The organism is Allorhodopirellula heiligendammensis (genome assembly GCF_007860105.1).
Lineage (GTDB): Bacteria > Planctomycetota > Planctomycetia > Pirellulales > Pirellulaceae > Rhodopirellula > Rhodopirellula heiligendammensis.
In genome coordinates this window covers 186,661-212,092 of record NZ_SJPU01000002.1, presented here as the reverse complement: position 1 = coordinate 212,092, position 25,432 = coordinate 186,661, and the positions used below count along the sequence as shown (strand labels likewise).

At 57.3% G+C, this 25,432-nt stretch carries 17 protein-coding genes; 8 read left to right on the top strand and 9 right to left on the bottom strand.

Annotation, left to right across the window (positions count from 1 at the left end; all coding sequences use genetic code 11):
* Position 1: 1 nt before the first annotated feature.
* The gene (locus Poly21_RS11140; protein WP_146407136.1) at positions 2 to 760 is read left to right on the top strand and encodes a metallophosphoesterase family protein; all 759 of its coding nucleotides are present in this window, start codon (positions 2 to 4) and stop codon (positions 758 to 760) included.
* Between the two features lie 317 nt (positions 761 to 1,077).
* Here the strand turns inward: Poly21_RS11140 and Poly21_RS11135 are convergent, their stop codons facing one another.
* The 4 genes from Poly21_RS11135 to ilvB form a co-directional block, all read right to left on the bottom strand.
* Positions 1,078 to 5,715, bottom strand: coding sequence for an Ig-like domain-containing protein (locus tag Poly21_RS11135; RefSeq protein WP_146407135.1), 4,638 nt, complete (start codon positions 5,713 to 5,715; stop codon positions 1,078 to 1,080).
* Positions 5,716 to 5,980: 265 nt separating this feature from the next.
* The gene (locus Poly21_RS11130) at positions 5,981 to 6,895 is read right to left on the bottom strand and encodes a serine/threonine protein kinase (protein ID WP_146407134.1); all 915 of its coding nucleotides are present in this window, start codon (positions 6,893 to 6,895) and stop codon (positions 5,981 to 5,983) included.
* Between the two features lie 2 nt (positions 6,896 to 6,897).
* Entirely contained in the window at positions 6,898 to 7,755 is an 858-nt protein-coding gene (gene accD, locus Poly21_RS11125; RefSeq protein ID WP_302119746.1) for an acetyl-CoA carboxylase, carboxyltransferase subunit beta, read from the bottom strand.
* Between the two features lie 111 nt (positions 7,756 to 7,866).
* Entirely contained in the window at positions 7,867 to 9,648 is a 1,782-nt protein-coding gene (gene ilvB, locus Poly21_RS11120; protein WP_146407132.1) for a biosynthetic-type acetolactate synthase large subunit, read from the bottom strand.
* A 179-nt stretch (positions 9,649 to 9,827) separates the two neighbouring features.
* Between ilvB and Poly21_RS11115 the strand changes: the two genes are divergently transcribed.
* Positions 9,828 to 10,271 carry a fluoride efflux transporter FluC gene (locus Poly21_RS11115; RefSeq protein WP_146407131.1) on the top strand — a complete coding sequence of 148 codons (444 nt, stop codon included), beginning with the start codon at positions 9,828 to 9,830 and terminating at the stop codon, positions 10,269 to 10,271.
* Entirely contained in the window at positions 10,268 to 13,477 is a 3,210-nt protein-coding gene (locus Poly21_RS11110; RefSeq protein WP_146407130.1) for a DOMON domain-containing protein, read from the top strand. The genes Poly21_RS11115 and Poly21_RS11110 overlap by 4 nt, the downstream gene beginning before the upstream one ends.
* A gap of 100 nt (positions 13,478 to 13,577) precedes the next feature.
* Here the strand turns inward: Poly21_RS11110 and Poly21_RS11105 are convergent, their stop codons facing one another.
* Positions 13,578 to 14,696 (bottom strand): DUF1559 family PulG-like putative transporter, encoded by a 1,119-nt coding sequence (locus tag Poly21_RS11105; RefSeq protein WP_146407129.1) that lies wholly within the window; start codon positions 14,694 to 14,696, stop codon positions 13,578 to 13,580.
* Positions 14,697 to 15,580: 884 nt separating this feature from the next.
* On the opposite strand from Poly21_RS11105, the gene Poly21_RS11100 reads away from it, so the two are divergent.
* Together Poly21_RS11100 and Poly21_RS11095 are read left to right on the top strand one after the other, a co-directional pair.
* Positions 15,581 to 16,699: a hypothetical protein gene (locus Poly21_RS11100; protein WP_146407128.1), complete on the top strand. Its 1,119-nt coding sequence runs from the start codon at positions 15,581 to 15,583 to the stop codon at positions 16,697 to 16,699.
* 442 nt (positions 16,700 to 17,141) lie between these two features.
* Positions 17,142 to 17,639: a DUF1569 domain-containing protein gene (locus tag Poly21_RS11095; RefSeq protein WP_146407127.1), complete on the top strand. Its 498-nt coding sequence runs from the start codon at positions 17,142 to 17,144 to the stop codon at positions 17,637 to 17,639.
* 363 nt (positions 17,640 to 18,002) lie between these two features.
* On the opposite strand, the gene Poly21_RS11090 is transcribed toward Poly21_RS11095, so the two are convergent.
* Positions 18,003 to 19,331, bottom strand: a complete 1,329-nt coding sequence (locus Poly21_RS11090) for a Trx7/PDZ domain-containing (seleno)protein (protein WP_146407126.1) — start codon at positions 19,329 to 19,331, stop codon at positions 18,003 to 18,005.
* A gap of 182 nt (positions 19,332 to 19,513) precedes the next feature.
* Complete coding sequence (locus Poly21_RS11085) at positions 19,514 to 20,419, bottom strand: metallophosphoesterase (RefSeq protein ID WP_146407125.1); 906 nt, start codon at positions 20,417 to 20,419, stop codon at positions 19,514 to 19,516.
* A gap of 33 nt (positions 20,420 to 20,452) precedes the next feature.
* Between Poly21_RS11085 and Poly21_RS11080 the strand changes: the two genes are divergently transcribed.
* The 3 genes from Poly21_RS11080 (at position 20,453) to Poly21_RS11070 (ending at position 23,869) form a co-directional block, all read left to right on the top strand.
* Positions 20,453 to 22,177, top strand: coding sequence for an outer membrane protein assembly factor BamB family protein (locus Poly21_RS11080; RefSeq protein WP_146408605.1), 1,725 nt, complete (start codon positions 20,453 to 20,455; stop codon positions 22,175 to 22,177).
* A gap of 18 nt (positions 22,178 to 22,195) precedes the next feature.
* The gene (gene bshB1, locus Poly21_RS11075) at positions 22,196 to 22,936 is read left to right on the top strand and encodes a bacillithiol biosynthesis deacetylase BshB1 (RefSeq protein ID WP_146407124.1); all 741 of its coding nucleotides are present in this window, start codon (positions 22,196 to 22,198) and stop codon (positions 22,934 to 22,936) included.
* A 141-nt stretch (positions 22,937 to 23,077) separates the two neighbouring features.
* Positions 23,078 to 23,869 carry an endonuclease/exonuclease/phosphatase family protein gene (locus Poly21_RS11070; RefSeq protein ID WP_146407123.1) on the top strand — a complete coding sequence of 264 codons (792 nt, stop codon included), beginning with the start codon at positions 23,078 to 23,080 and terminating at the stop codon, positions 23,867 to 23,869.
* 288 nt (positions 23,870 to 24,157) lie between these two features.
* Here Poly21_RS11070 and Poly21_RS11065 read toward each other — a convergent pair whose 3' ends face one another.
* Together Poly21_RS11065 and Poly21_RS27435 are read right to left on the bottom strand one after the other, a co-directional pair.
* Positions 24,158 to 24,895 carry a DUF8091 domain-containing protein gene (locus Poly21_RS11065; protein WP_302118664.1) on the bottom strand — a complete coding sequence of 246 codons (738 nt, stop codon included), beginning with the start codon at positions 24,893 to 24,895 and terminating at the stop codon, positions 24,158 to 24,160.
* Between the two features lie 198 nt (positions 24,896 to 25,093).
* On the bottom strand, positions 25,094 to 25,360 hold the full coding sequence (locus Poly21_RS27435; protein ID WP_302118662.1) for a hypothetical protein: 267 nt from the start codon (positions 25,358 to 25,360) through the stop codon (positions 25,094 to 25,096).
* Positions 25,361 to 25,432: the final 72 nt, after the last annotated feature.

The following is a 25,432-nucleotide window of genomic DNA, read 5'->3' as shown; positions in this document are numbered from 1 at the left end:
GGTGACACGTACCGCAATCTTGAGTGACATTCATGGCAATCTCGCTGCGTTGAACGCCGTGATGGCGGATATGGAGTCGCAAAACGTCGACCGCGTCGTATGTTTGGGCGACGTTGTCGGTTACGGTCCCCAACCATGTGAATGCTTGGACCAAGTCATGGAATTTGACTTTTGTGTACTCGGCAATCATGACAGCAGCTCGCTGTTCGACCCCGAAGGGTTCAACGTGGCCGCTGAGCAGGCGATCTTTTGGACGCGTGCCCAGCTGGAAAGAGAAGGACATGATCCCGAACGCAGTCGCCGGCGGATTGAGTATCTTTGCGATCTGCCCAGAACCGTCCGCGAGGGCGATTGGTTGTTCGTTCACGGCTCCTCACGCGGACCGACCAACGAATACGTCTTCCCCGAAGACACTCAGAACGTGAAGAAGATGGAAAAGCTGTTTTCGCTGGTGCCGCGATTGTGTTTCCAAGGTCACACTCACGTGCCGGGCGTGTTCACTGTCGATCACCGTTTCATTCGCCCCGCCGAGACGGGCACCGGTTACTCACTTGCCGATCCCCACGCCAAGCTGATGATCAATGTCGGTAGCGTGGGCCAGCCCCGCGACAGCGATCCCCGCAGTTGCTACGTAATCGCGGATCCCGAGGTGCTCGAATTTCGCCGCGTCGAATACGACATCGAACGCACCGTCAAATTGATCGAAGCTGAGAGCGACCTCGACAATTTCTTGGGTTACCGGCTCCGCGAGGGACGCTGAGCACGAGTGTTGGTGGACGGGTTTTCCCCGGCCTCCAACCGGGCTGATTCGTAGCTAGGGACCATCGTTCCGAGCTCGCAGGCTGGCGACCGTTTGCCGAAAAAATTTCCCGGACGGGATAGCGGTCTCATCCTCCGTTCGGAAAAATGCTTCACAGCGGTACCCGCACCCGCGAAGCAGACTCGGTCGGGGCGAACAACACGCATTTCCATGTCGTGCGGCCCCCGATGTCGTTGCGTCCGCTCAGACAATAAAAAAATCGCCGCTCAGGTGAACCTGAGCGGCGATTTCAAGGGTTTCAGAACCGTTATGCTCTCTTAGAAGCTATTGAACAGTTCATCGATCGCATCCTGGTATTCTGGGTACAGGCTCGTCAGATCGCTCATTTCATCGACGTCGGTGAAGATGAAGTCGTTGGTGCCGCCGTACAGATCCACTCGGACGCCGCTGCCATCATCGAGCACGACGAGGTGGTCTGCGTCAACACTGGCGGACTGGGCGTTGAGGTCGCTGTCGACGATGACCAGCAATGCTTGGTCACGGTTCTCATTGAGCAACAATTCGACGTACTTCGCATCGCCGAAGTCTCTGCCGACCAACACGGCTTTCTGGACCAGCGTGCTATCGCTCGCAGGAGAATAGAAGAAGCTGGAGGTCTCGCCCACGGTGACCGTGGGCGGGAGGCCCTCGCGACTGGGGTCAGTCGACAAGACGTTTCGGCCGGCGTAATACTGCGAACCGAGATCTTCGATGACAAAGTCAGCATTGACAGGTGTTGGATTTTCCGACCCGCCGGCATCTGGGACGGTAATCGGGATCACACCGTCGGAACCTTCGCCGGCGATCTCCATACCAGGGGCCAGTTCAAATCGAATCTCATAGCTTCCCGCCGGCACGTTCTCGAACGAGTAGCGGCCTTCACGATCAGTGACAACGGTCAGGGAGCTGCCTGCGGCACCGCCAACACCGACCAGATGCACGCGGGCACCGACGAGTGTCGTTTCACCTGCTTCATAAGCACCGCTATGAATGGGAGCGGCACCATTGACGGCCACATCGTGAATGTTCGAGATCGAATCGAGGAACAATTGTCCGGTCACCTCAGTGCCGACGACAACATTGTCGTTGACGGTAAGGGAAACGGTCGCTGTGTCGCTACCGCCTTGGCCGTCGCTGAGTGTATAAACGAATGAATCAGTTCCCAGATAGTCCGTGTCTGGCGTGTACGTCACCACATTATTGGTGACCGTGACGGTTCCATGAGCAGGCTCGTCACCCGCTGCGATCGTGACGGTGATCGTGTCCGTTTCACTTCCTGGATTCGGAGTATCGTTGGCAAGCACGTTGATCTGCTTAGCGGTATTCTTCACCACGACAATACCCAGGTCATCATTAGCAATAGGGGCATCGTTGACTGCCGTGACGGTGATCGAAACGACGCCCGTGTCACTGCCCGCTGAGTTGGTCGCCCGATAGGTAATCGAATCGGTACCGAAATAGTTGGCCGCAGGCCGATACGTCAAAACACCATTGAGAAGCGTGGCTGTTCCGTGGCTAGCGGTACCTACAAGCGTGATCGTCGCTGGCGCTCCGGGATCGGTCGTTACCAATTGCTTCAGATCGTAGCTGGCAACTTCGTCTTCGGCGACAGGGAAGCTGCCATCTGCGGCCACGGGCGGCGCGACCACATCTGTCACGTCAATCGAGACAGTTGCTTCCACTGCGGGTGCGATGCCGTCACTGACACTAACGCGGAACGAATCGGCACCGCTGTAGCCAGTATTTGGCGTGTAGCGAATCAGCCCGTTCGCTAACAGAACTGCGGTTCCGTTCGTCGGATTAGTGACTACAGCCGCGGTCAGGTTCGTTGAGTCGATGTCCGTTGCCGCACCGGCAACGTCAATATCGACCGAACCATTCTCTGCGACCGTGCGTGAAAGATCGCCCAGTACAGGAGCATCATTGACCGCATTGACCGTAAATGTCAGCGTACCAGTGTCTGAACCCGCGGCATCGGTCGCCCGATAGACCACAGTGCCCGTGCCGTTGGCGTCCTGGGTAAGGGCAAGCACCAAGTTACTGCCGCTGATCGTGGCCACGCCCAGGTTGCTGGCTTGGGTGTCAACGGTGTAGACCACCGAGCCGGCTTCGGAGGTTGTCAACGCACTCAGGTCCACGGTGACGTTACCGGAATCCTCATTGACAGCGGGCACACTCGAATCAGCGGCGACGGGTGGGCCAAGCACGTCGACGATATTAATCGTGATGACGCCATTCTGCGAAACGCCACCATCAGCGTCCGTAACGCGGTACTGGAAGTCAAAGTCGCCTTGGGCGGCAGTTCCCAGTGAGGTGACAACAATTTGATTGTTGACGATGGACACGGTGCCCAGCGGCGAGAAGGTTTGTGCTGGCAGGGAGACGATCAAATCAGCCGTCGGTGTTTCGACGTCCGAAGGACCAGTTTGTCCGCTGCCAGGCTGCAGCACGTTGATGGTCCGGGTCGCCATCTCGTTAACATCAAAGCTCAGAGGCGGTGCGATCGGATTGTCGTTGACGGGCGTGATTGTGACAAAGATGGTTCCGCTATCGCTGCCCGCGTCGTTGCTGGCCGTATAAGTAATCGACACGGGCCCATTGTCGTTCTGGGCGGGCGTATAGAAAATTTGGTCCCCGTCAATGCGAACGGTACCGCGACCGGTAGGTGCCGTAGCACTATCGAGTGATATGTTGGTGCTGCCACTGTTGACCGAAATCAAGTTGTCGGCGCTGAGATCGGCGATCAAGACTTCGCTTGTGATCTCGCCACCGTTGTCTTCGGCGATGGTAATGTTTTTGTCAGCCGCCGAGATGCCCGTTGCATTGTTAACAACGCTAACAGTGACTGTCGCCGAATCGCTGAGTCCACCGGTGTCCGTGATCGTGTAGGTGAACGTGTCGGTTCCCGATGCTGCCCCGGCGTTGGGCGTGTAGCGAATTTCATCTCCGACGATGGCGATCGTGCCGAGCGTGGGGGCGAGCGATCCGGGCGTAATGGTCAACTCGCTGAGCGGCTCGGAGTTATCGCCACCGGCATCGTCATTGGCGAGCACAGGAATCAGGATGCTACTTCCGACATCAACAGACAGAGTTCCCGACGAAGGATCATCATTGGCAATCGGCGGATCATTGACGGCCGCGATGTTGACGGTCACCGTGGCAGTAGCGGTGCCGCCGCTCGTCGTCGAGGCGGTATAAACGACCAAATCCGTGCCAAACTTGTTAGCGTCGGGGACGTAGGTCATCACGCCGCCCGCATCGATTGTAGCGGTGCCCAGCGCACCCTGTCGTGCAGGCACATCGTACGTGATGGTTTCCCCAGGTAACGCGCCGGTTACCTGGAGTTGCACCGTAACACCGGCACTATCTTCGGTGACCGGTAAGGTCGCATTGTTCGCAGTCAGTTCTCCAGTGTCTTCCCCGACAACGTTGAGTTGAAACTCAGATCGTTCATCTAAGTGAATTCGATCGGGCGGCACGGCTTCCTTACCGTTATCAGTGCCGTAAACCAACACACCTTCGAAGCCCACACGGGGTTCGACTTTATCCAGTCTCACGCCCACGTTGGTGGCGACCTTGACCGCGCGGACCGGGATGCTGAAGGCGTCGTAGGCCGTCGTGTAGTCAAAGTTGCTAATAGTATCCGTCAGCTTACCGATCGGTCCAAGCGTTCCGACCTCATCGAAGACATCCGTGCCGTTGCCTCCGACGTCGATGTCAAAGGAGCCGGTATTGCGGTTTTGGCCATAGATCAATGGGCCGAGGCCATCGTTTACTGTCGGATTCGGCGGCACGTTCCTCCCATCATTCCGCATGAAGGTTTCATAGCGTGAAATCAAGGTTATTGGATTGAAGGACCCGTCGGGTAGAATCACATTCTGTTCGATCGTCGGCACTGCCTGGTCAACACTGTTGATTACCAGACGAGTTTCGAAACGTGGCACGTCGACATTGGCAAGGTCGAGCCCGTTGTACTCGATGCGAACACTGTAGGGACTCGTCGGAGACTCCGTGCCAGCTGAGACATCAATGTCGGCCGCAGTGATGTTCAATTCGCCGGCGTCGCTGCTCAATTGCACGATCGCATCGCTGATAAACTGCTCGGTCGCCGCGTCGCTATTGCCCAAGAAGTCGGCCAACGACGCCGAGACAACATCCGACGGATTGTCGGCGAAGAAGAATTCGATCGTGCTGTTGGGCGTGGAGGTATTGTCAAGAATGGAGCGGTCAAAGTCAAAACCTTGAATTTCACCCACCGCCGGAACCAGCACGCCGGTCTCGCTGACGAGAATATTCGTCACCGCCTGGAAAACGCCGAACGAACTACTCCGCCCGCGGTCGTCTTGGACAGCAACCTCAAGCTTGAAAATATCTCCATTGTCAACCGTGTAGCGCACACCGGTTGCCCCGGTGCTGGTGGTGTAGGTACCGTCCTGAGCGATCACACTGTCGTCGAGATTTCGAGGTGTGAGCTCAAATCGAACGTCATAGTCAGGAGCACCCGCGGGACCATTGAGTTGGTTGATCACCTGCAACGAGTCCAACGCCGAAACCTGGTGATCGGCGTTGACGTCCACAAAACCAACGCCCATCAGCATGGCAGCGGACGGCTCGCCCTCAGCACTCTCGTTCATGAAGTTGATCACCCGCAGTGCGTCCAGTGCGGTGACCTGGCCATCATTGTTGACGTCGAACTTGTTCCAGTAATTATGCGCCACCGCATAGTCGTCAACATCTTCGACGGGTGGAGCTGCGTCTAATCCCGATCCGAGGTCACCCGCGAATAGCTGGCGTTTTTCGAGTGTTTCCGTTAGCAGACGGCGATTATTCGAAAGTGGGCCACGCGACCGATCTTCGCTGGCTCGGCGTGACTTCGTCGGCTGCACGCGGCGAAGGAGGTGACGCAGATTGTTCATCTGTTTTCTCGGCAATACGGTGTGATGGGCTGGGTCGTTGGAAACTGTTGACGCTCATGCGCAGGCAGACAGCGTAATTACAAAAACTGTAAGCTGGTAGGGAATTTCAGTGAGCATCGCCATATTACCTAGGACGCCTACGTTATCAACGTTATCGGCGCTTTAGGTGACCGCCATTAGGCAGAAAGTTGGCAGTGGTGATGAATAGACGAATTGTTCCAAGCAATAGTTCCAAAAAAACTCATGGAATTCGTCGAGTGTGCCGCTATTTGACGAACGCGGACTCGAGCTTTTTGCTCTGATTTAGAAATTCGTCGATCGATTTGAGTCGCTGATCGACGTTCGGTTCGATCATTTTCATGATCAAACGGGCCAACCGAGGGTCGACGTCAGCGCGCCGCTCGAGTAGCTCGGTGGGATCGGACGAGTCGTGCTGCAAAGCCGCTCGGCCGCTCACGATTTCACCCTGCCAGGGATGAGAAAAGGTTAACAAACAGTAAAACGTCACTCCGAGTGAGAAAATATCGACCCGTCCATCGGTATGACGGCGGCGCACGATCTCCGGTGACATGTACAGTGGCGTGCCCGTGCGGTTGCCCGGCGTCATGAACGGCGGAGTGGCGGGAACGGTCAGTCCGAAGTCAATGAGCTTGACCCCTGAGACGACTTTTTGATTCTCCGCGGGCAAGGTGCATATGAAATTTCGGGGGCAGATATCCCGGTGGATGAAACCGCTGCGGTGTACATACGATAACGCTTCGGCCATCTCGCGCATGATCATCAGCTGCACGCCGTCAATCAATTCGATGCGTTTGCGGACGATCACGTCCTGCATGCTGGGCCCGCGAATGTACTCCATCACGAGGATCCGCTGACCCTTCGTCGTAATCCCATGCTCGTAGGTTTTCGCGATCAGCTCGTGCTGCATTTGCATCGCGATCTCGCCTTCGGTGGGCTTTTTGAGGCCCTTGAAACGAGCTTCGAAAAGCTCGAATTTCTCGGGGTCGAGAATCTTGACGCCGACATCCTCTTTGCGTTCGAGATCGTAGGCGACGAAGAAATTGCTCATCGTACCGGTAGCGGCGGTACGCGAACGGGCGAACCGCGCATCGACGTCAATTTTCTTCAGTGACGCACTGCCACCGGAAAACATGCCCTTGAGGGAATCGAGCAGGCTCACGGCTATTTCCCGCAGTAATCGATCGCGCTGGCGATCTCGGTCTTGAGGTTGCGACGCGGCACGATGCGGTCAATATAGCCATGTTCGAGTAAAAACTCGCTGGATTGGAACCCTTCGGGCAACTCAATCCCAATGGTCGCCTTGATCGTCCGCGGTCCGGCAAATCCAATCATGGCCTTCGGTTCCGCAAAAATCAGGTCGCCGAGCGACGCGAAACTCGCCGCGACACCGCCCATCGTGGGGTTCGTCAGCACGCTGATGAACAAGCCCCCAGCTTCGTGGTAGCGAGCGAGCGCCGCGGACACCTTGGCCATCTGCATCAATGACAGGATGCCCTCGTGCATGCGAGCTCCTCCGCCACTGGCACTGATGATGATCAGCGCGATATTTTGCTCGGTAGCATGCTCGACCAACCGCGTTAACCGCTCGCCCACCACGCTGCCCATGCTACCCATGATGAATGCGCTATCGGTGACGGCAAATGCCACGCGGCGAGCGCGGATCATGCCCGTCCCTGTCACTGCTGCGTCGCTCAAACCGGTTCGCTTTTGTTCACCTACAAGCCGTTCGGCATACGGCCGGCGGTCCTTGAATTCGAGCGGATCGGTCGGCCTCAGATGCTCATTCATCGGCTCAAAGGTGCCCTCGTCGAGCACTTGCGAAATCCGTTCGAGGGCGCTGACGTAGAAATGGTGACTGCATTTCGGGCAGACATTGAGCTGCTGCTGAACCTCTTTGCGGTACAGTGATGCACCACAACCATCGCACTTCAGCCATAGTCCCTCCGGCACGCCACGACGGCGTGGCGCGGATTTACCCGCGCCAGCGACATCGGTCGCCGCCGACGCTTCAGGAGGTATGGACGCGCCGGACGACGTTTTCGATGACGCGCCAGCCGAATCTGTAGGAACGGTTGTATCCACGGGATATCAGCTCGAAAGTTCGAGAAAAAAGTGTCGGAAGGGCTCGTCTCAATCCAAGATCATATCGTCGACGGTCGCGCCACCGGGGATCATTGGCAAGACGTGTTCTTGATACGGGACCTCCACATCAAGCAGGAAGGGGCCCTTGGAATCGATCATTTCCCGCATCGCATCCTTCAGATCTCCCTTGCGTTTCACTGTCGCAGCACCGCAACCGTAGCCCTTGGCAATTTCAACGAAATTGGGGTAGCGGTCAGTGGCGTATTCGAAACGGTCCGCCGAGCTCTTGCCCTTGGCTTCGTCGTGGTGAATTGGACCGAGGTACGTGTGGGCGCGATTCCGCTCCATGAAGCGATCTTCCCACTGCACCACCATGCCAAGATGTTGGTTGTTGAGCAACAGCACCTTGACTGGCAATTCCTCGCAAAAACACGTCGCGAGTTCCTGAATATTCATTTGGAAGCTGCCGTCACCGTCGATATCGACGACCAAAGCCCCAGGATGAGCGGCTTGGACACCCATCGCAGCGGGCAGTCCAAAGCCCATCGTGCCCAGACCGCTACTGCTCATCCAAGTCCGGGGTTGCCGGAATTTGTAGAACTGGGCAGCCCACATTTGGTGCTGGCCCACGCCCACGGTGATGTAGGTTTCGCGCTCGGCAGTCAGGTCACTGAGCGTGGCAATCGCGTGTTGTTGCAGGATACCGTCAAACTCGGTGTCGTATTTCAGCGGGAATTTTGCCTTCAATTCACTGCAGTGACGCTGCCAATCGGCAATATCCGGCTTCTGAACGATGCGGTTGAGTTCCGTCAACACCTGTTTGACGTCACCGCGAACGGGAATGTGGGCTGTTTTATTCTTATTCAACTCCGATGCGTCGATATCGACGTGAATGATTTTTGCGCCTTTGGCGAAGGCTTCAACCTTCCCCGTCACCCGGTCGTCGAACCGCACGCCCAGAGCGATCAGGAGGTCGCAGTCCTTGACGGCGTAGTTCGCGTAGGCCGCCCCGTGCATGCCCAACCAGTCGAGTGAGTGGGGATTTTCGGGTTCGACCGAGCCGAGGCCCATCAGCGTGGTCACTGTGGGGATACCCGTTTTGCTGATCAGACTCCGCAATTCTTCGGTCGCTTCGCCCAAGATGATCCCGCCACCGGAATAGATGATCGGTCGTCGCGCCATTTTGATGGCGGCGGCGATCTGCCGAATTGTTTCGGGCGGCACGGAGGGCGTCGACGCGTCGTAGCCCGGCAGATTCATCGGTGGATCGAGATCTTCAGGCATTTCCCCTAACTGCACGTCTTTGGGCATGTCGACGAGCACCGGGCCAGGACGGCCGCTGGCGGCGATGTGGAACGCCTCCTTCATGATCCGAGGCAGATCTTTGATATCCGTCACGAGATAGTGATGTTTCGTGATTCCACGGCAGATTTCCACCATTGGCGTCTCTTGGAACGCATCGCTACCGATCGCGGCAACAGGCACCTGGCCGGTGATGCACACCAGTGGAATGCTGTCGAGTTTGGCGTCCGCGATAGCCGTGACCAGGTTGGTTGCTCCTGGACCGCTCGTCGCCATCACAACGCCGACCTTGCCTGTGCTGCGGGCGTAGCCTTGAGCGGCGAATGCACCGCCCTGCTCGTGTCGAGGAAGAATCGTGCGAATCGATTCGCCAAACCGAGTCAGCGCCTGGTGCATCGGCATGCTGCAGCCGCCGGGGTAGGCAAATAGTACTTCGACACCATGGTCGACCAACGATTTGACCAGGACATCGGCTCCGTTCATCACATGCTGCGTGGGCGCGGGTGACGTGCTCGAAGCAGTACTCATCAGCGGTATCTTTCAGTTCAAAAAGGGTGTGTGTGGGGAGCGACGACAACAATTCTAGCCACTTTACTGCGGTTTGCTGCAGATGGACCTTGCCCCCGCGCGGAAAAACTTCCGATTCTTAACCCCTCAAAGTAAATTCCCCGCAGCGAACTGACAATGGTGAAAACAGGGAAGTGTCCATGATGGGTTGGTCAATGAACGTGCTCGCAGTCGCGATCGGCGGTAGTTTAGGCGCTTTGTGCCGCTACGGCCTCACGGTTCTGTTTGCGCAGGGGCCACTACAGCGACTTATTGGGGGAATCAGCCACCTCGTGGGTGGAGAGGCTGGTTTCGCCACCACCCTCGCGAATTTATTAGGCTGTTTACTGCTTGGATCACTGTATCAATGGACCGAAAGTCTTGCGGACCTCGGCGAAACACCACTGAGCCCGCACATGCTGTTGGCAATTCGCGTAGGCATCCTCGGCAGTCTGACTACGTTCAGCACCCTGGTTGGCGATATTACCGTACTGTCGAGCGAGGGACGCGTGGCTGCGAGCCTGACCATGCTCAGCGTGAATTTGGTCGGCGGGTGTGCACTATTCCTGCTCGCGGCCGCCTCCGTGCGAGGGCTATTGTCATGATGCGGATGGCGATCAGTACATGGCCGCTGTCCATGACAGGTACGCCGAGGCCGGTGTCTCCAACGGGCATTTCCGCGCCCCGCCCGCTGCGTCCGAGGACGCCTGCGCGGGGGAACTCAGGGAACGGCACTGCTAGTGGCCTACGGGGATTGGTGCGAGGGCTGGCACTGGGGATGGCACGGGGCATGGGACTGGGGATGGCCCGGGGATTCGTAGGCGGGCTGGTCATTGCTGCGATGGTGGCAAGCCCCTTCCATCTGACCGTCTCGGCAGGCGAAATTGACCGGTTTGACTTGGATAGCATTTCACTTCAGCCCGCCTACATCTCAGCGTCTTTGCTGCGACAGAGCAGCTGTTTACGCGCCGTCGCGGTATCTCCGCCGCGGCGGACGCCCAATGCGCCCGACACGCGGGTTGTGGTCGCTGTGGGAGATGCTGGCACCATCCTCCGCAGTGCTGACGATGGCGAGACGTGGCGAGCGGTGGAAAACATTCACCTCGACACACCTGCCAGCGAAACGCCTTTTGGTCAATCTCCTCGCCGCTCCGAGCAACCGCCGTCGATCCCATTTTGCGAATTCACCGACGTATTGTGGGCTTCACCACTCGACGTGATTGTCGTCGGCGGCGGCTACGAGCCGGTGACCGGAATCAGCCGGGGAATCTGCGTGCTCAGTCGCGATGGCGGCCGAACCTGGTATTTGGGCGATGCTCACGAGCTTCCTCGACTGCAGAAATTGCGGATGGGCGGTCCCTCCACCGTTGCAACGGCTCGCCCCGGGGCACCGCGTGAATTGGCCCCAGGTGTGCTCGAAGCCACTGGTGACGCCTCCGAGGCCAGCGGTGTGGATCGATTTTATAGCTACAATGGCGGTCAAACCTGGGTCGAAGACATTCGTGCGTCAGGGGCAGAGAATTCGTCCGCCAGCAGCGTCTCTCACTCGCAGGCGGCCCACCCCCCGCACGCGATCCAGACCGCTGCGGGGAGCATGTCCGTCTACGATCTCACGAGACCGGACGATGGACTTCAGTTTGCAGTCTCCACTCACGGTCGTATTTGGCGTCGCGGTGAACCACAATCCGCTTGGCAAGCGGTGCGGGGATCAGGCCGCGGGACAGCCGTTTTATTTGTCGCGGCATCTCCGGCAGCAGTCCCATGGTCGCTTGTCGGACGAGAATCCCTCCACGAACACCGTCGCACTGCGGTGCTGCTCGATAACGCGAAATCAGGAGTTGGGCCAGAATCAGGAGTTGGGCCAGCGCAATCGGGCGACCGCAACGACCTCGGCCGCTGCCGCGCTGCCGCTGCGATGCTAGGGAGTTCTGATGTCCAGTACGTTGCGCATGATGCTGAGCGAAGCAATTGGCTGGCTGAACACCGCCCGGCCGTCGTCGTGCTCGACGAGAGTCTGACTCCCGCCACTCAGCGGGCTTGGTGGGCCCTGGTCCAGCAGTTCCGAACCCGCCCTGCCTCCCCAACCCAGCCGGTCGCGGCGACCGATTGGAGTGGTCCCCAACGCGTGATACTCACCCGCCGCGTGAACGCCAGCGAGGATCAATCCCGCGATGCCGCGCGGGCGAGCAAGGCGTGGTACTCCAGCGAAGCCGATCCACGTTGGCAGCGGGCGTGGAATCATCCCTCCATGCTCCGTGGCAACGCTCTACTGAGCCGCCCAGGCGTGTTGGCGAATGACATCGCCACCGACGCTTTCATGTTGGCGGCGCCGCAACAATCCGCACCTCCTGCGATTGAAATGGCGACCCTGGACGACGCGTCGGGAACGGTGCGCCGCGACGTGGCGCTGGCTGCCGGACTCGCTCTGGACGATGGGCAAAATCGTGGTGCTGCCGAAACCCTGACGGCGTCGAATCGGCGCCTGCAAATCACCACGGCACGCATGAACTTAACCCGCCGGCTCCATGAAGAGATGTTTCATCCCAGCCAAGTCCGACGTTCCCGCGCCGAGCAGTCACGTTTGAGCGAACGAATCGAACAGCTCCTCGCGGGCACCGCAGCGGAAGACCGTTCCCGATTGCTATGGGATGCCATGTCGGTGGCAATGACGACCGAGGGCGAGTTCTCGCACGTGCGGGAGGTGATACTGTCTCTGATCTCGCGGTATGGCCAACCTGCGGCATTGCAACGATGGGCGGATCTTAACATCGAGGTGCTCTCGTTGAGTGTGGAGAGACGCAGCCCGACGTCGCCCAATCTGATTGCGAACTGGCATCGAAACACGCCGCAGGTGCTTGGCAACGTTGCGGGAAGTTTGGTGCGCTCGGCGTCATCGAACGAGCCCCCGACGACCACCTCCAAGCAAACCGAGGCAAGCCAGTCACTCTCGCCCTTCCAGATTTCACCGGTCACCTACGAGGAGGACGCGAGTCCACTTTCGCAGACTTTTAGCCCGGCGTACTCGACCGCTGCGTCAGCACAGCGGACCGCACCGGCGGTTATTTTGGTGCCCGAGAGTAAACCAATTCCCTGGCAACCTACGCGTGGTTGGAATGCACTTGCTACTCCGTTCGGAAACAGACCTGGGACAGACGCCCCCAGTAGAACCGACGAGGGCACCGGCGATTTCCCCGCGCGAATTAACTGGGACTATCACCCGGTTGTCATGGCCGCCCGCGGGATCGCACCCGCTGACCATGGTAGTGGCACGCTACTGCCTGATTCTCGATCGGCGAGCGATTCCGAACACCGGGTCGCCCGCTACTCGCCCCCTCGAACCGCTGACCGGCCGCTGCTCGACGGTGTCTGCGACGACCCATGTTGGTCCGTCGCGGATTGTTGGTCCGGTGACAGTTACGAGGCGCGCTGCGTGGCTGATAGTGAGTACGTCTATTTCGCCATCTCTGCCGCTGGCCGAGATGGGGTGCGACTATCACTCGATTGTGACGGTGACTACTTCACAGCCATTCGATTTGAAATCAGTCGGGATGGGACTCACCGCGTCAGCGTGGACGCTGTCGGAGCGATCTCACCGGTGTGGTATACCGCAGTAGCGAATAAAACGGATTCTGCCACCTCCGGTCCAGCAGACGGACCGCTGCTCGCCGAAGTTGCGATCGCTCGCTCAAGCCTGCCCGCACCGATGTGCCGCGTTCACATCCGGCCTGGTCGCCCCGGGGCACAGTCGCAGTGGGAAGTCATGCCCCAAGCTTCCCAGTGGCATCCAGCACACGCGAAATCGATGCCGTAGAAATCGATGCCATAGAAATCGATGCCGTCGAATTTGAGTTCTGCGATCGAGCGATGCGGTTCCGACGGCAGATTGGTTGCGAGTATCACGCTCTGGCGAATCAATATTCGCCAGGGAGTTGCCTGTCGTCTCGCAACATCAGGTTCAAAAAGACGCCCTGGTCAATGGTGTCGGTGATCGTTCGCGACGAACCATCACAAAGACCCACATGGACAGAACTAGCATGAAAACTAAATGGCTGACTCTTGTTGGTATGATTGAGCGACCGGTAGGTTCCACAGGTATCGATCGTTGCCTCCCAAGCCGATGTTTTGCTGCAATCGGTCGGTGCATCGGGGAGGCTCAAGTCTGCGCTGGTTGATTTGCCGCTATTGGAATTGGAGGTATCTGCCAACATATTGTCAGCCCGATAAGCACGCATTTTCACGCCATCGCCAGCACCTGCCCACGCGATACTGGCTCCGCCGGTAGTGCCAGCCATCTTGCCACGTACGAACAATTCGGGGGAACCGAGGCATTCGTAGTACATCAACGTGTGGGAAAGTCCGTCCAAGATGCTACTGGCTCTACCACCTTGGTTATTCGGATTGCGATTCCGCGATCCTGAGGCAGGCGTCATCGCGGTGCTGAACTGCATTTGCGGTTCGCCGCCGCGGTAGTACAGCGGATGTCCCTCGGGCCGAAGCGCGGGAACCCGCGGTGTCGTGTAGTCTGCCACACCCAGAGCAAGTCCGTCGCTGTCGAGGATGGAACTGGAGCCGGTGCGACTGGGGCACTGAAACACGGATAATTCCGCAGCAGCACCTTCGATCAAATCGTCTTTGTTACTCCAGTCAGTCGACAGACTACCGTTGTAGCCCCACTTGTACTCCGATGCCGATGGAATATCAAAATTAGGGTGCTTTGCAGCATTAAATTTCTGCCCGAGATCTGCTTGTTCCACAAACGGCAAGATCCGCCACAATGATCCCGTTCGCGAGTAGGGATAATGTCGAAACGTGTGCTCAAACATCGTCATCCCCAGCACGATCTGTTTCATGTTGTTCTTGCACTGCGTCCGCCGGGCCGCTTCGCGTGCGGCTTGGACGGCGGGCAATAGCAAACCTACCAGAACGCCAATGATGGCGATCACCACCAATAGCTCAACCAAAGTAAATCCGCTCGCTCGATCCCTCGGGCTAGTCGCGTGAGGTGTCGACTGGGTGATCGATGTCGTCATGTCTAAAACTCTGTGCAGGAGACCGTGTGGAAACTTCGCCGCGGATGTCGCGGACCGATGTCTGGCTGGCTGTACAAAGTTGGCTGGCTCGACGTATCTGCTATTGATACTAAATCTCAATAGCGGGACAGATCCTAGAGTGGGTGTGCCCGGGCGTCAAGCAATGGCACGCGCACCTCAGATCAGGAGCGTGTACGCAAGTCATGAGGGGCCATTAACTTACTGATCCGACGCGGCCGCGAGAAAGTCAACGGGACCGCCCGCTCGCGTTTACGGTCGGTATTTCAGCGTAGGCATTTGGACGCGCAAAAATGTCACAGCCCGCCTGGTCACCAAAAGATTGTGGAGAGAAGTAGAAAGGGGCAAACACATCTTTGGCTGTTCAATACTCCCGCCCGGACTGTGTGCTCTTAAGCGGTGGAGATCGCCCCCAGCAAAAGCTGACGTCTCGCCTGCACAATGCCAAGTCAGCTGGCTGCGGGTTAGTGATTCATGGAAAAACCGAACGGTAGACCCCTCGCTTGTGCTCGATCTCGAGGTGATGACGCTACCGTCGACCAGGAATTGAAGGCGGTTACACCAGTCCGCCGTATGGGGGGTTGTATTCGCATTACAGCAGCTGAAAACGCAGCAGGCACGCCCGGGACTGGGGGCGAATTCTAACCGTGTGTGCTGGCGACACACAACACGCTCGAGACATGGGGCCGAGCTGCGAATCGTGGCAAAATACCACTTCGGAGTATCACGCTCGAGGGTTTTGTGACTATGTTTTCGGCTTCAACTTGGAGCGGACGCTCCGGGTTGACCGCGTGAAACGTCCGATTTTTGAAGCCGTTAGTACCCGGTTCAGGCCTCAGAGAGCCCCTTACATTCCAACGACAACCATGAGCACTGATTCCCAGGACAGCGGATCGTCCTCCACGGCACCGTCAGATCGGTCCACACGGCGTGTACCTGCTGCTGGCCTCGAAAGGCATTTATTCGATCGCATCCGCACCTGGACGGACGTCTTCCCCTGGTTACGACTGGTTCGCGTTTGCCGGATTGCTGGGGGGCCGGTGTGGATCAGTCATACGTTGATCGTTTCCCTCATCTGGTTACTGGGATTCGCTTGGCTTGCCGATTCGCCGGTGGACATGATGGGATCCTACGGCGGGTTGTCGTTGCTTGGATTGCCCTTGGCGAGCGCAACGATGCCGAGTGACGCTTGGGCTGTCGTGCCGGGCATCAATCTGGGGTCGTGGATTGGTGTTTCGCCAGATTGGAAGACAGTTGTGTGGACTATTTCAATGTGGCTGCCGACGATGATGGCGCTGGCGCGTGTGGGAGCGATCCTCACTGCGGGACGCGATCTCCCGTCTTATCTTTCCACGTTTCGTGCCGTCGGCAGGCGTTTGCTAGGGGCTGCTGTGATTGTGTTGCTGCCAGCGGTGGTTGCCGCGTGCTTGTGCCTTGTCGCGTGGTGCGCGACGTGGGTAGCGGTCGCCATCGGCGGTGATTCCATCGCAATGACATGGGCCACTTGGTTGAGCCAGCTCATCGTCTTGCCCGCGACGCTGATTGCCGGCCTGTTGATCTTGGGGGGCAAACTGGCGGTCCCCTTAGGGCTAACCGCAACGATGATCGAACCGGATGCGGACCCGATTGATGCTCTCAGCCGCGGATACGAGTATACGCTGCGGCGACTGCCGCAATTCACGCTCTTGGCGATCATCGCGGGCACAATTTCTGCAGTGGTCGTGCTGGCATGGGTCGGTGTCTCTATGGCTGCTCGCGGTCTGGCCGTCTCGCTGGAGCCAGCAAACCCACCGCTGCTCCTCTGCCTCGCGTTACTGCCCTCGGTGATCGCGGTGATGATGCTGTGGGCAATGGTGGGCGGCATCTACCTGTTACTGCGTCAATCAGCCGGCGGTCAAGAAGTCGAAGATTTGGCAATCGATCCAGGCCACTGGAAATCTCCCGCAATGCCCTCAGTCCAGCAAGTTAACCAGACTGCTGGTTGATCGTCACCAGCGAGAGCAGGCGATCGAAGCGCGGCGTCCATAAAATGCGGCGGCCGACGTCAGCCCGCTCAAGGTCTGAGCGATCTCCCTCGGGACGGTTCCACTCTCTCAACGAGCGTCGCTTGCTGAAGGACGAGGTGGTACGTCCAGGCATATCCAGCACGTCCCGAGCGGCCCTCACGTCAGGAGATGGTGAGCTGCCGCGGAATTGAGGGCTGCTCGCGCTGAATAACATTAATGGACAAATTAAACCCGAAATCATGGGTTCTGCTTCGGATATGAATGGTTAGAATGTTGGCTGATGAACCCAAGCTGGCGGTTGACGAGGCTTTGCGAGCGAACGGCGGTGTCGGTCTCGGTAAGAGCGTCAACGCGGCCCTCGGGTCTAATCTGAAATTCATTTAGTTGCGAAACTCACACCAGCGGCAGTCGTGGTCCCAATATGCTCCGGAAACCTGAACACCTAACGGCAACCGCCCAGCGGCGAATGGATTTACGTTACCCCGACTTGGGTGCCGCGTGTGCCGACGTTGCTCAATTGCGCCAAGGCGGATACGAACTGGTTGGCACGTGGAGTCTCGCCCAGATCCTCGATCATTTGAACATGTCCATGCAAATGACAACGGACGGTGCCCCCTTTACGTTTCCTGCGCTGATGCGACCTGTGATGAAGCTGATGTTCATGCCAACAATGCGAAAGGGCAAGCCATCCAAGCTTCGTGGCAAAGCACCTCAGCAACTTCAGCCTGCGCTAGCTCTCGATGAGGATGTCTGCGTAAACAGGTTTTACAAGCTTGCGGAATCACTCATGGACCCCTCCACCCCATTCGTTTCGCACTATCCGATGCTGGGACGACTCAATCGTGAGCAATGGCTGTTGCTGCAACAATGGCACGCGGCACATCATTTAAGCTTCGTTGTGCCGATCGCCTCAACTTGAACGCCGTCTGATATGCGGGCAACATATCGGTGGACCGAAGCATCTCTCTCCACGTCTGAGATACGCTCTGGCTTCTGTAATCGCTTTCGAAATAGAGAACTATGCTTCAGGCCAGCGTCCTGGATTCGTCGCTGTTGGTCGGAGGAATCGCCGGAGGATTAGGCACTCTTGGTTTATTTGCGTTTTGCTACGCTAAGAAACTCCGGTTTGGACATGCTCTTCGTGCCGCAAAGAGTACGATAAATGGATCAATCCAGTCGGCGAGGCAGATTCTGACGCCTTGAGATAACACTGTCTCACGTCGGCACGCAGTGGCCATGACGAGTCTTTCAAGCACCTGATAAGGACGCAATCGTCGGATGGCTATTTTTGCATGGGTAGCAAAAGAGTTCTTTTTTCTCCGTCGCGGAATACGGTAACGGTGACCTTGTCACCCGGTTTAAGCTGCGTAACACCGTACTCCAGCAGGTCCGTTTCACTTCGGAGGTCCGTTCGTCCATCAATCTCCGTGACGATATCGCCGACCTGAAATCCCGCTTTCTTAGCTGCGGCATGCGGTCCGTATTGACCAACGCTCTTCACTTTCATGGCGGCCGGCCCCGGATCAAATTGAAGCGCAGCACGATCCTCGTCGCTCAAGGGGTCGAGTCTCATCCCTCCACTCGCCATTCGCCGCAGTCCCCATGTGCTGACCCGCCAAGAAATGTCGTCGTTTTGACGCCAGCCTTCTGGCAGTACCAAATCGATCGTTTGTTCAGTCTGTTCGCGCTCAATGAGCACCTGGATCGCGGTGTCCTGGGGAGACGCATTGTGCAGCACCCACTGAATGTCAGCGGTGGAGAGTATCAGCTGGCCCTGCATGCGAAGAATCTGATCGCCGTTTTGGAGCCCCGCGTTCTCGGCCGGAGAAGCTTTGAGTACCTCGCGAATCGTGCCCCGCGTGGTGGGATCGAGTATCAAGCCGATCGACTTGGGATGAGGGTAGGGATAGAGAATTTTCTCTGGGATCGGCTCGCTTGCACTGCGGAATTCATCGCGGATCGCATCGCCGATTTGGTGGCAGTGAATGCAACTTTTAACCACGTCTCCTGAATAGTTCAGTTTGGAACTGTATTCGTTTCGTTGCTGCAGTGATGGTAATAGTTCAGGTCGGGCGTATTGCGGCGGGGTTCCAATTTTCGAAATCAACGCACTTTTTTCCGTCGGCCAAGTCTGATGCAGTTCTAAGGCACCTCGTAAAGCTTCGGCAAACCCCAGCATCGAAACATCGCCCAGCCAATCGGTACGGTGAGACCTCGTTCCGAAGCGGCCGTAGATCGTGTGTTCGTCACGCAGCATGAAGACAGCGAAGGATTGGTCTGTGTCGAATTGAAATAGGGAGAGGTCCAGGCCGTTGGTCGAAACGACTCGAACGCAAACGAATTGCTCCAGCAGTGGACGGATGACGGGATCGTGATCGACGACCTCGTCGTCGAGCTTCACGCATTCTTCGCAGGGCAAGCAACGCAGTACCACCAGGATCGGTTTGCCGTTCCGACGCGCCTGTTCAAAGGCAGCAGGCAAATCGTTGTAGATCCAAAACCCCTCCGCCGTGATCTTAGCGCGATCGGCGAGCACCTTCTTCGTCCTTTCGTTGACCTGCGCTTCAACGGTTGAGCAGGCAAGCAGGAACGTCGCGAGCAAGATCGCCATCGTTGCTATACGATGGGAACAAAGAAATCCGCTGGAGTGGTGGCGAAACATGGTGTGATTAGCTCTGAAAGTAATGGAGGGGAAATCTGTCAACCATGGTAGTCGATCCTCAGGCGACGCAGGTCGTCTCTTCTTTGAGCATGTCGGCGTTACCTATGAGGAACCCGGATGGACCTATTTTTCTATCCGGATCTTTCTGTCGAGACTTCCGTTTCGAGCACAATCGGAGCGAAGGGTACGTGTTTGACGGTGGCGCCTCCGTTGTAGAACTCGTAGCCAGCGATGTGGACACCACGTAAGCGACGATGGGTATGGCCGAAGACGATGCGGCGAACACCGTCACTCACCCAGTCCGGTTGGCTGCGCGTCCATCGCAGCAAGCGCAGACAGACATCTTTTCGTCGATGAGCCACCCCGGCAGTGGCCAGGTGCAATCGCGCCTTCACGGCGGCGTTGTACACGCTATTGCGAATCGCCGGTGGTCGATCGGCTCCGGTGCGTTCGTGTTGCCACCTGGAGCGATAGGCAGCCAAGCCACCATCCATGCCGCCGCGTTCAATCACGTCGCCATGGACCATCAGGCAGTCGCCGATGCGCACCGCGTCCAGACCGACATGAACTGCTGCTGGCTGGATCGATAGTTCGGGCCGCGGCGATTGATCCGATGAAATTTGGTGTGTATTGCCCGACCATTGAGCGAGGGCGTCTTGGAATTCCGGTTGAGCATCGTGATTTCCAGTGAGGTACACAAATGTTTTCATGGGAAATTCACGTTTCCAGCGGTCGAGCCATTCGATGGCGAGCCGACGTGACTTGGGACCATCGCCCTCACACGACCAGCAGAAATCAAATAGATCACCGCCCCACACGCAGACATCGGCAGCCTCAATGGCGTTGCGAATGGCGAATTCGTGGTCGCGGTAGTTGCAGCGTGAACTCAGTAGATGCAGATCGGAAATGAATGCGGCAGTACAAACATTGTTCGCATCGAGCGCGTCAGCGGGATCGCCCGCTAGCGTCCCCTCCGGGCGTACCAATGTTGCGATGTTGGGTGAGCTGTTATCATGAGGGGCGTGGTCGATAGACATTCGCTCGCCTGGGATATTGATACCGTGACAAAGATGACCGAATCGAATGACGGATATTCTGTTTCGGGCCAGCAGTCTGCTGAGGATAGCCCTGCCGGTAAACCATTCTTACGTCGCGGGACCGTCTCGGCCATCGTGGGTCTAGTTGCAATCGCGATCGTGCAGTTCTTTGCACCCAGTTTTGATTACCAAATTGCCTTTCTGGTGTGCGTGGTGATCGGCGCGATTTCCCTTGGATTGACGCTGCTTTTTCTGCAGCGAGCAGCGTGGCAGGCTGGACACGCATGGATTGTGCCCCTCTCGACTATCGCGGTGGCACTCACCCTGTTCGGATTGGTACGCATTCGCACGCTGTCGGGTGAGATGATTCCGCAGTTCGAGTGGCGCTTCACGTCTCACCGGGTTCCTGATTTACAAACCACGGTCGCTGGTCCGGCCACTGCCAATGAGCTAGCCGGAGGCCACGACGCCGAGATTGCTGGCGAGGGCGATGCGACGGGCGGCCCTGAGGGTGGCATAGTCGGTCCGACACCCTCGGCAACTTGGGACCAATTTCTCGGCGGGGATCGTAACGGAATCGCAGCTGACAGAGAGTTCGAGATACCCAAATCACCGGCGGAGGTGCAGACGCTGTGGAACATTGGCATCGGTGCCGGCTGGTCATCATTTTCTGTTTCCAACAATATCGCGGTGACTCTGGAGCAGCGGGACGAACGCGAATGCGTGACCGCCTATCGGTTAACTGATGGTGAGTTGCTGTGGATTGTTGATCACGAAGCCGTCCACACGCATCCTCTCGGCGAGACCGGGCCACGATCAACACCGACGATTTGGGATGGCCGCGTGTACGCACAGGGCGCTACCGGTATGCTGTGGTGCATCGATCTAAACAGTGGCGAGGTGCTCTGGGAAGTCGATCTGCTGGACCTGGCTGGTTGGAACCAGACTGAGTCAGAAGCCGCTATCACCTGGGGACGTAGCGCTTCACCTTTGCTCGTCGATGGACTGTGTGTTGTGCCGTTGGGGGGTGATGAACTCGCCCCGGAACGCTCCCTCGTCGCGTTAGACGCCTTCAGCGGCGAAGTGCGCTGGAGGGCGGGTCCGGATCAGATCAGCTATGCGTCGCCGCAATTCCTGACGCTCGCGGGTCAGCCACAGATCGTTATCGTCAATGAGAGCACCATTTCGGGTCACGCGATTGACTCCGGTGCACAGCTTTGGCAGACCGATTGGGCTGGCCAAAGCAACGGTGGCGCGAATTGTGCCTCGGTGGTACCGGCGGGCGAGAATCGGTTCCTAATCGGTAAGGGATACGGTGGTGGTAGCGCCCTCATTGAAGTCAAACCAGATCAGTCTGGCGAAGGTTACATTGCCGAAGACGTATGGCGTTCCAACCGAATCATGAAAACAAAGTTCAATCATGCGGTTGTCCGTGAAGGTGTCGCCTATGGGATCAGCAACGGGGCTCTGCAAGCAATCAATTTAGAGTCAGGTGAGCGGCTCTGGGAACAGTCTCGTCGCAACCGCTCGGGGCAGGGGCAGGTCATCTTGGCGGGTGATACTCTGATCGTTCAAGAAGAGATGGGAGACGTTGCGCTCGTCGCGGCCGACCCTCATGAGTATCGCGAACTGGCGCGTCTGAAGGCCCTCGATCACAAGACGTGGAACGTGCCCAGCCTCGTGGGCAACGTGCTGTTGATTCGCAATTCCGTCCAAGCCATGGCTCTCCAACTTCCTGCCAAGCAACCTACTCGATAATCTGAGCGACGCTTCCCCATGATCAACACGCTGCCGCCGAGCGAGTTTCCGAACCCAGACGAGTTCGAGCCGCTCGATTTTCTCGTCGTCGCCCCTCATCCCGATGACGCGGAACTCGGTATGGGCGGTACGATCATGCGGATGATTGACCAAGGCATGCGAGTTGGCGTGTTGGATCTGACGTCAGGAGAACCGACTCCACACGGCAGCATGGAAATGCGAATCCGTGAAACCGCGGCCGCGACGGCGGTGATGAAGTTGACCTGGCGAGGGAATGCTGGGTTGGTCAACCGCGGACTCGAAAATACGCTTGAGGCTCGCGAACGGATCGCCAGCTATGTGCGGTGCCTTCGTCCGCGCTGGTTGTTTGCGCCGTATTACCACGACGCACATCCAGATCACCTTGCAGCCACCCTGCTAACAGAAGCAGCTCGGTTTCACGCGAAGTTAAGTAAAACGGATATGCCGGGACCGCGACATCATCCCGAGCGATTGTATTATTACTTCTGCATCCATCTGCGATTGGCGGTTCAACCTGGTTGGATCGTTGATATTTCCGAGCAATGGGATCGCAAGATGGCGACAGTTCGCGCCTATCACAGTCAAATGGTCACAGGCCGCCCCACAACGCCCCCCACACTGATCGATCGCATTCGCCACGAAGGCGAGCATTGGGGCCGATTGATCAATCGCAACTACGGAGAGCCCTTCGATACCAAAGAACCGCTCGCCATGAGCAGTCTCCGTGACTTAATCTGAGTAGCCGAGTCTCTCCGAGACTCGGAAGTAGTTACTGGCTTGGTATCTCGGAGAGACACGGCTGCTCGGAAGTATTTTCTGAATTCGTGTCTCGGAGAGACACGGCTACTTAGCCTCTTATGTTTTTCTCAAGATCATCAAATGAAATCTATCTCTCTCTCGCTTGCGAGCCTTGTTTTCGCGATTCTGCTTTCGGCTCCATACAAGGTGCACGCAGAGGACTCAGCTCCTGTCTACCAAGTGGTTACTTACAATATCAAACACGGACTAGGAAATGATGGAAAGCTCGATTTGGCTCGCACCGCGGAGGTGATTAGCAAGCTCAATCCCGACTTCATTGCCTTGCAGGAGGTCGACGATGGCACTCAACGCAGCAAGGGTATCAACGAGCCACTCAACTTGGCGAAGCGTCTGAACATGCATGCCGCCTTTGGATCGTTCATGACCTATGATGGTGGTCAGTACGGGTTGGCGATTCTCTCGCGGTATCCAATCACCAAGAAGGAATCGATTCGGCTGCCCGATGGAAACGAACCCCGTGTCGCGTTAGCAGTGGAAGTGGAATTACCCACTGGCAAAGCGTTGAAATTAGTCAACGTGCATTTCGATTGGGTGAAGGACGACAACTTCCGATATGCGCAAGCTGAGAAGGTCTGCGAGTACTTAGATTCCTTGGACATGCCCTACGTGGTAATGGGTGACTTCAATGATCAACCCCTATCCCGCACCGTGAAATTATTTCGCGAGCGAGCGTTAGAAGCTCATAAACCTGTGGATGATCATTTGACATTTTCGTCTACGGAACCTTCCATTGAAATCGATTTCATTTTTGCCGCACCGCGATCTCGATGGGGCTTCGACAACGTTAATGTGATCGATGAACCGCATGCATCGGATCATCGCCCCGTCGCTGCCAGGCTACGACAGAAGTAGCGTACGGACCAACCGCATTGCTGCCTGCCAGCTTGATCACGCCCAATTGATGCAGTTAGCTGTCTTTAGGGCTGGAGAATCATACGCATGCTTCAAAACCGGGAGGACGCTACAGGATGCGGTGTTTCATCATTCGTCCGCTTGGACTGGAAATCGTCTACCGTGTAGAGGATTTTCGCTGCCAGTACAGCGCTCGTTGCCGTCAGGATCATCCCGACGAGCGAGACGATTGTCAGGACTGTCGAATCGGTGTGAATTGGTGAATTGCTCGGCAGTCCCGCTAACCAATTAAGCGGCGCGGTAGCGAACGCCGGATTTGTCGCGGGAGGTGGACTCGATCGCTCCGGCGTGCCGCATCACATAAGCGATTCGCTGAGCGATCCAGCGTGGGCAACCGATGGAGCAGGCGAGATCCTGGGTGTTGAATTCAGCCTGCGCAAGTTCGTCGAGCGGGATGCCTTGGGAGGCGACTGCGGGCGGGAGCAGTCGCCACAAATCGGCTGCTTCACGGAGCTCAATCGCAGCGTGTACTTGGGTCAGTTCGGTGTCTTCGATCACGTAGCCCGGGTCACGGCGTCGACGCCCTTTGACTTTGCGAACCCAGCGATGTTGATCGACATCGACGATAGGTATTTCCAGCGTCAGACGGGGATGTGGAAACACGTCGCGTAAATAGATCAGTTCTTCAAAGATCTCGTGAGGATGACCTCGGCGCGGGCTCAAGCGGCGTGAGACGGTGTCGCCACCTCGGCAATTGCGACGACAGATGCGTGTGCGATGAATCGATGGTTTGACGATTCGGACGTCGTGTCGTTGCAGCAAGTCGAGTGTTTTACGTCGGATCGCTGACAACGAGGCGCACTGGATTTCGATCAGCTCCTCACCTCGGACCACATCGATTCGATATGCCCCGATCGTCACCTCGATCTGATCGGGTGAGGTCGAATAATGGGATTTCAGCTGGTGGTGGAGCGATGTTTCCACAGTCGGATCGAGGTAGTAGTCGGGGCGGGAGTGACGTCCCACTGTAGTTAGCAGAAATCGCAGCAGAAACACAGGCCGATTGGCTACCCGATGACTGCCGGCGACGCCATGGACTCCCCTGCCGACGCCGCGATCCTAAGCGGGCTCGGCTCGACATATTCTGCGAACTTCTGGATGTCCATGTCACCTTCTGGCGACGGCAGCTAGCGGGAGCATCACTGGGCGGTTTCGAGTCGCGAACTATTTGGGAGGTGGGTTAATCTCGCCAGCCTTCTTCGCAGAGTCCGCGATTTGCTTTTTACCCGCCCATACTTGGCCGACGCGTTGCGTGTTGTCCCACCACACCCACGATCCATTGGGTTGAGCGTAGCTATCACCCAGGCACACGGCATAGTTCGTCCGCCCATAGGCTGGGGCACCCCGACCGGGATCGCTCGGGCAACGGTACGTCTTCACTTCGGTGGTCCATGGAATATAGCGATCGTTCCCGTCGACGGTCGGTCCCATCGCGGGCCATGGATCGGCTGCTGCGCGTGTCGAACCATCCGCATTTTGAATACTGGGATTGGAAATTTGTTG

Excerpts from the sequence above, each read along its gene's own strand:
- Poly21_RS11135 (WP_146407135.1), bottom strand. The coding sequence starts at position 5,715 with ATGAACAATCTGCGTCACCTCCTTCGCCGCGTGCAGCCGACGAAGTCA.
- ilvB (WP_146407132.1), bottom strand. The coding sequence starts at position 9,648 with ATGAGTACTGCTTCGAGCACGTCACCCGCGCCCACGCAGCATGTGATG.
- Poly21_RS11115 (WP_146407131.1), top strand. The coding sequence starts at position 9,828 with ATGATGGGTTGGTCAATGAACGTGCTCGCAGTCGCGATCGGCGGTAGT.
- Poly21_RS11110 (WP_146407130.1), top strand. The coding sequence starts at position 10,268 with ATGATGCGGATGGCGATCAGTACATGGCCGCTGTCCATGACAGGTACG.
- Poly21_RS11105 (WP_146407129.1), bottom strand. The coding sequence starts at position 14,696 with ATGACGACATCGATCACCCAGTCGACACCTCACGCGACTAGCCCGAGG.
- Poly21_RS11100 (WP_146407128.1), top strand. The coding sequence starts at position 15,581 with ATGAGCACTGATTCCCAGGACAGCGGATCGTCCTCCACGGCACCGTCA.
- Poly21_RS11095 (WP_146407127.1), top strand. The coding sequence starts at position 17,142 with ATGCTCCGGAAACCTGAACACCTAACGGCAACCGCCCAGCGGCGAATG.
- Poly21_RS11090 (WP_146407126.1), bottom strand. The coding sequence starts at position 19,331 with ATGGCGATCTTGCTCGCGACGTTCCTGCTTGCCTGCTCAACCGTTGAA.
- Poly21_RS11085 (WP_146407125.1), bottom strand. The coding sequence starts at position 20,419 with ATGTCTATCGACCACGCCCCTCATGATAACAGCTCACCCAACATCGCA.
- Poly21_RS11080 (WP_146408605.1), top strand. The coding sequence starts at position 20,453 with ATGACCGAATCGAATGACGGATATTCTGTTTCGGGCCAGCAGTCTGCT.
- bshB1 (WP_146407124.1), top strand. The coding sequence starts at position 22,196 with ATGATCAACACGCTGCCGCCGAGCGAGTTTCCGAACCCAGACGAGTTC.
- Poly21_RS11070 (WP_146407123.1), top strand. The coding sequence starts at position 23,078 with ATGAAATCTATCTCTCTCTCGCTTGCGAGCCTTGTTTTCGCGATTCTG.
- Poly21_RS27435 (WP_302118662.1), bottom strand. The coding sequence starts at position 25,360 with ATGGGACCGACCGTCGACGGGAACGATCGCTATATTCCATGGACCACC.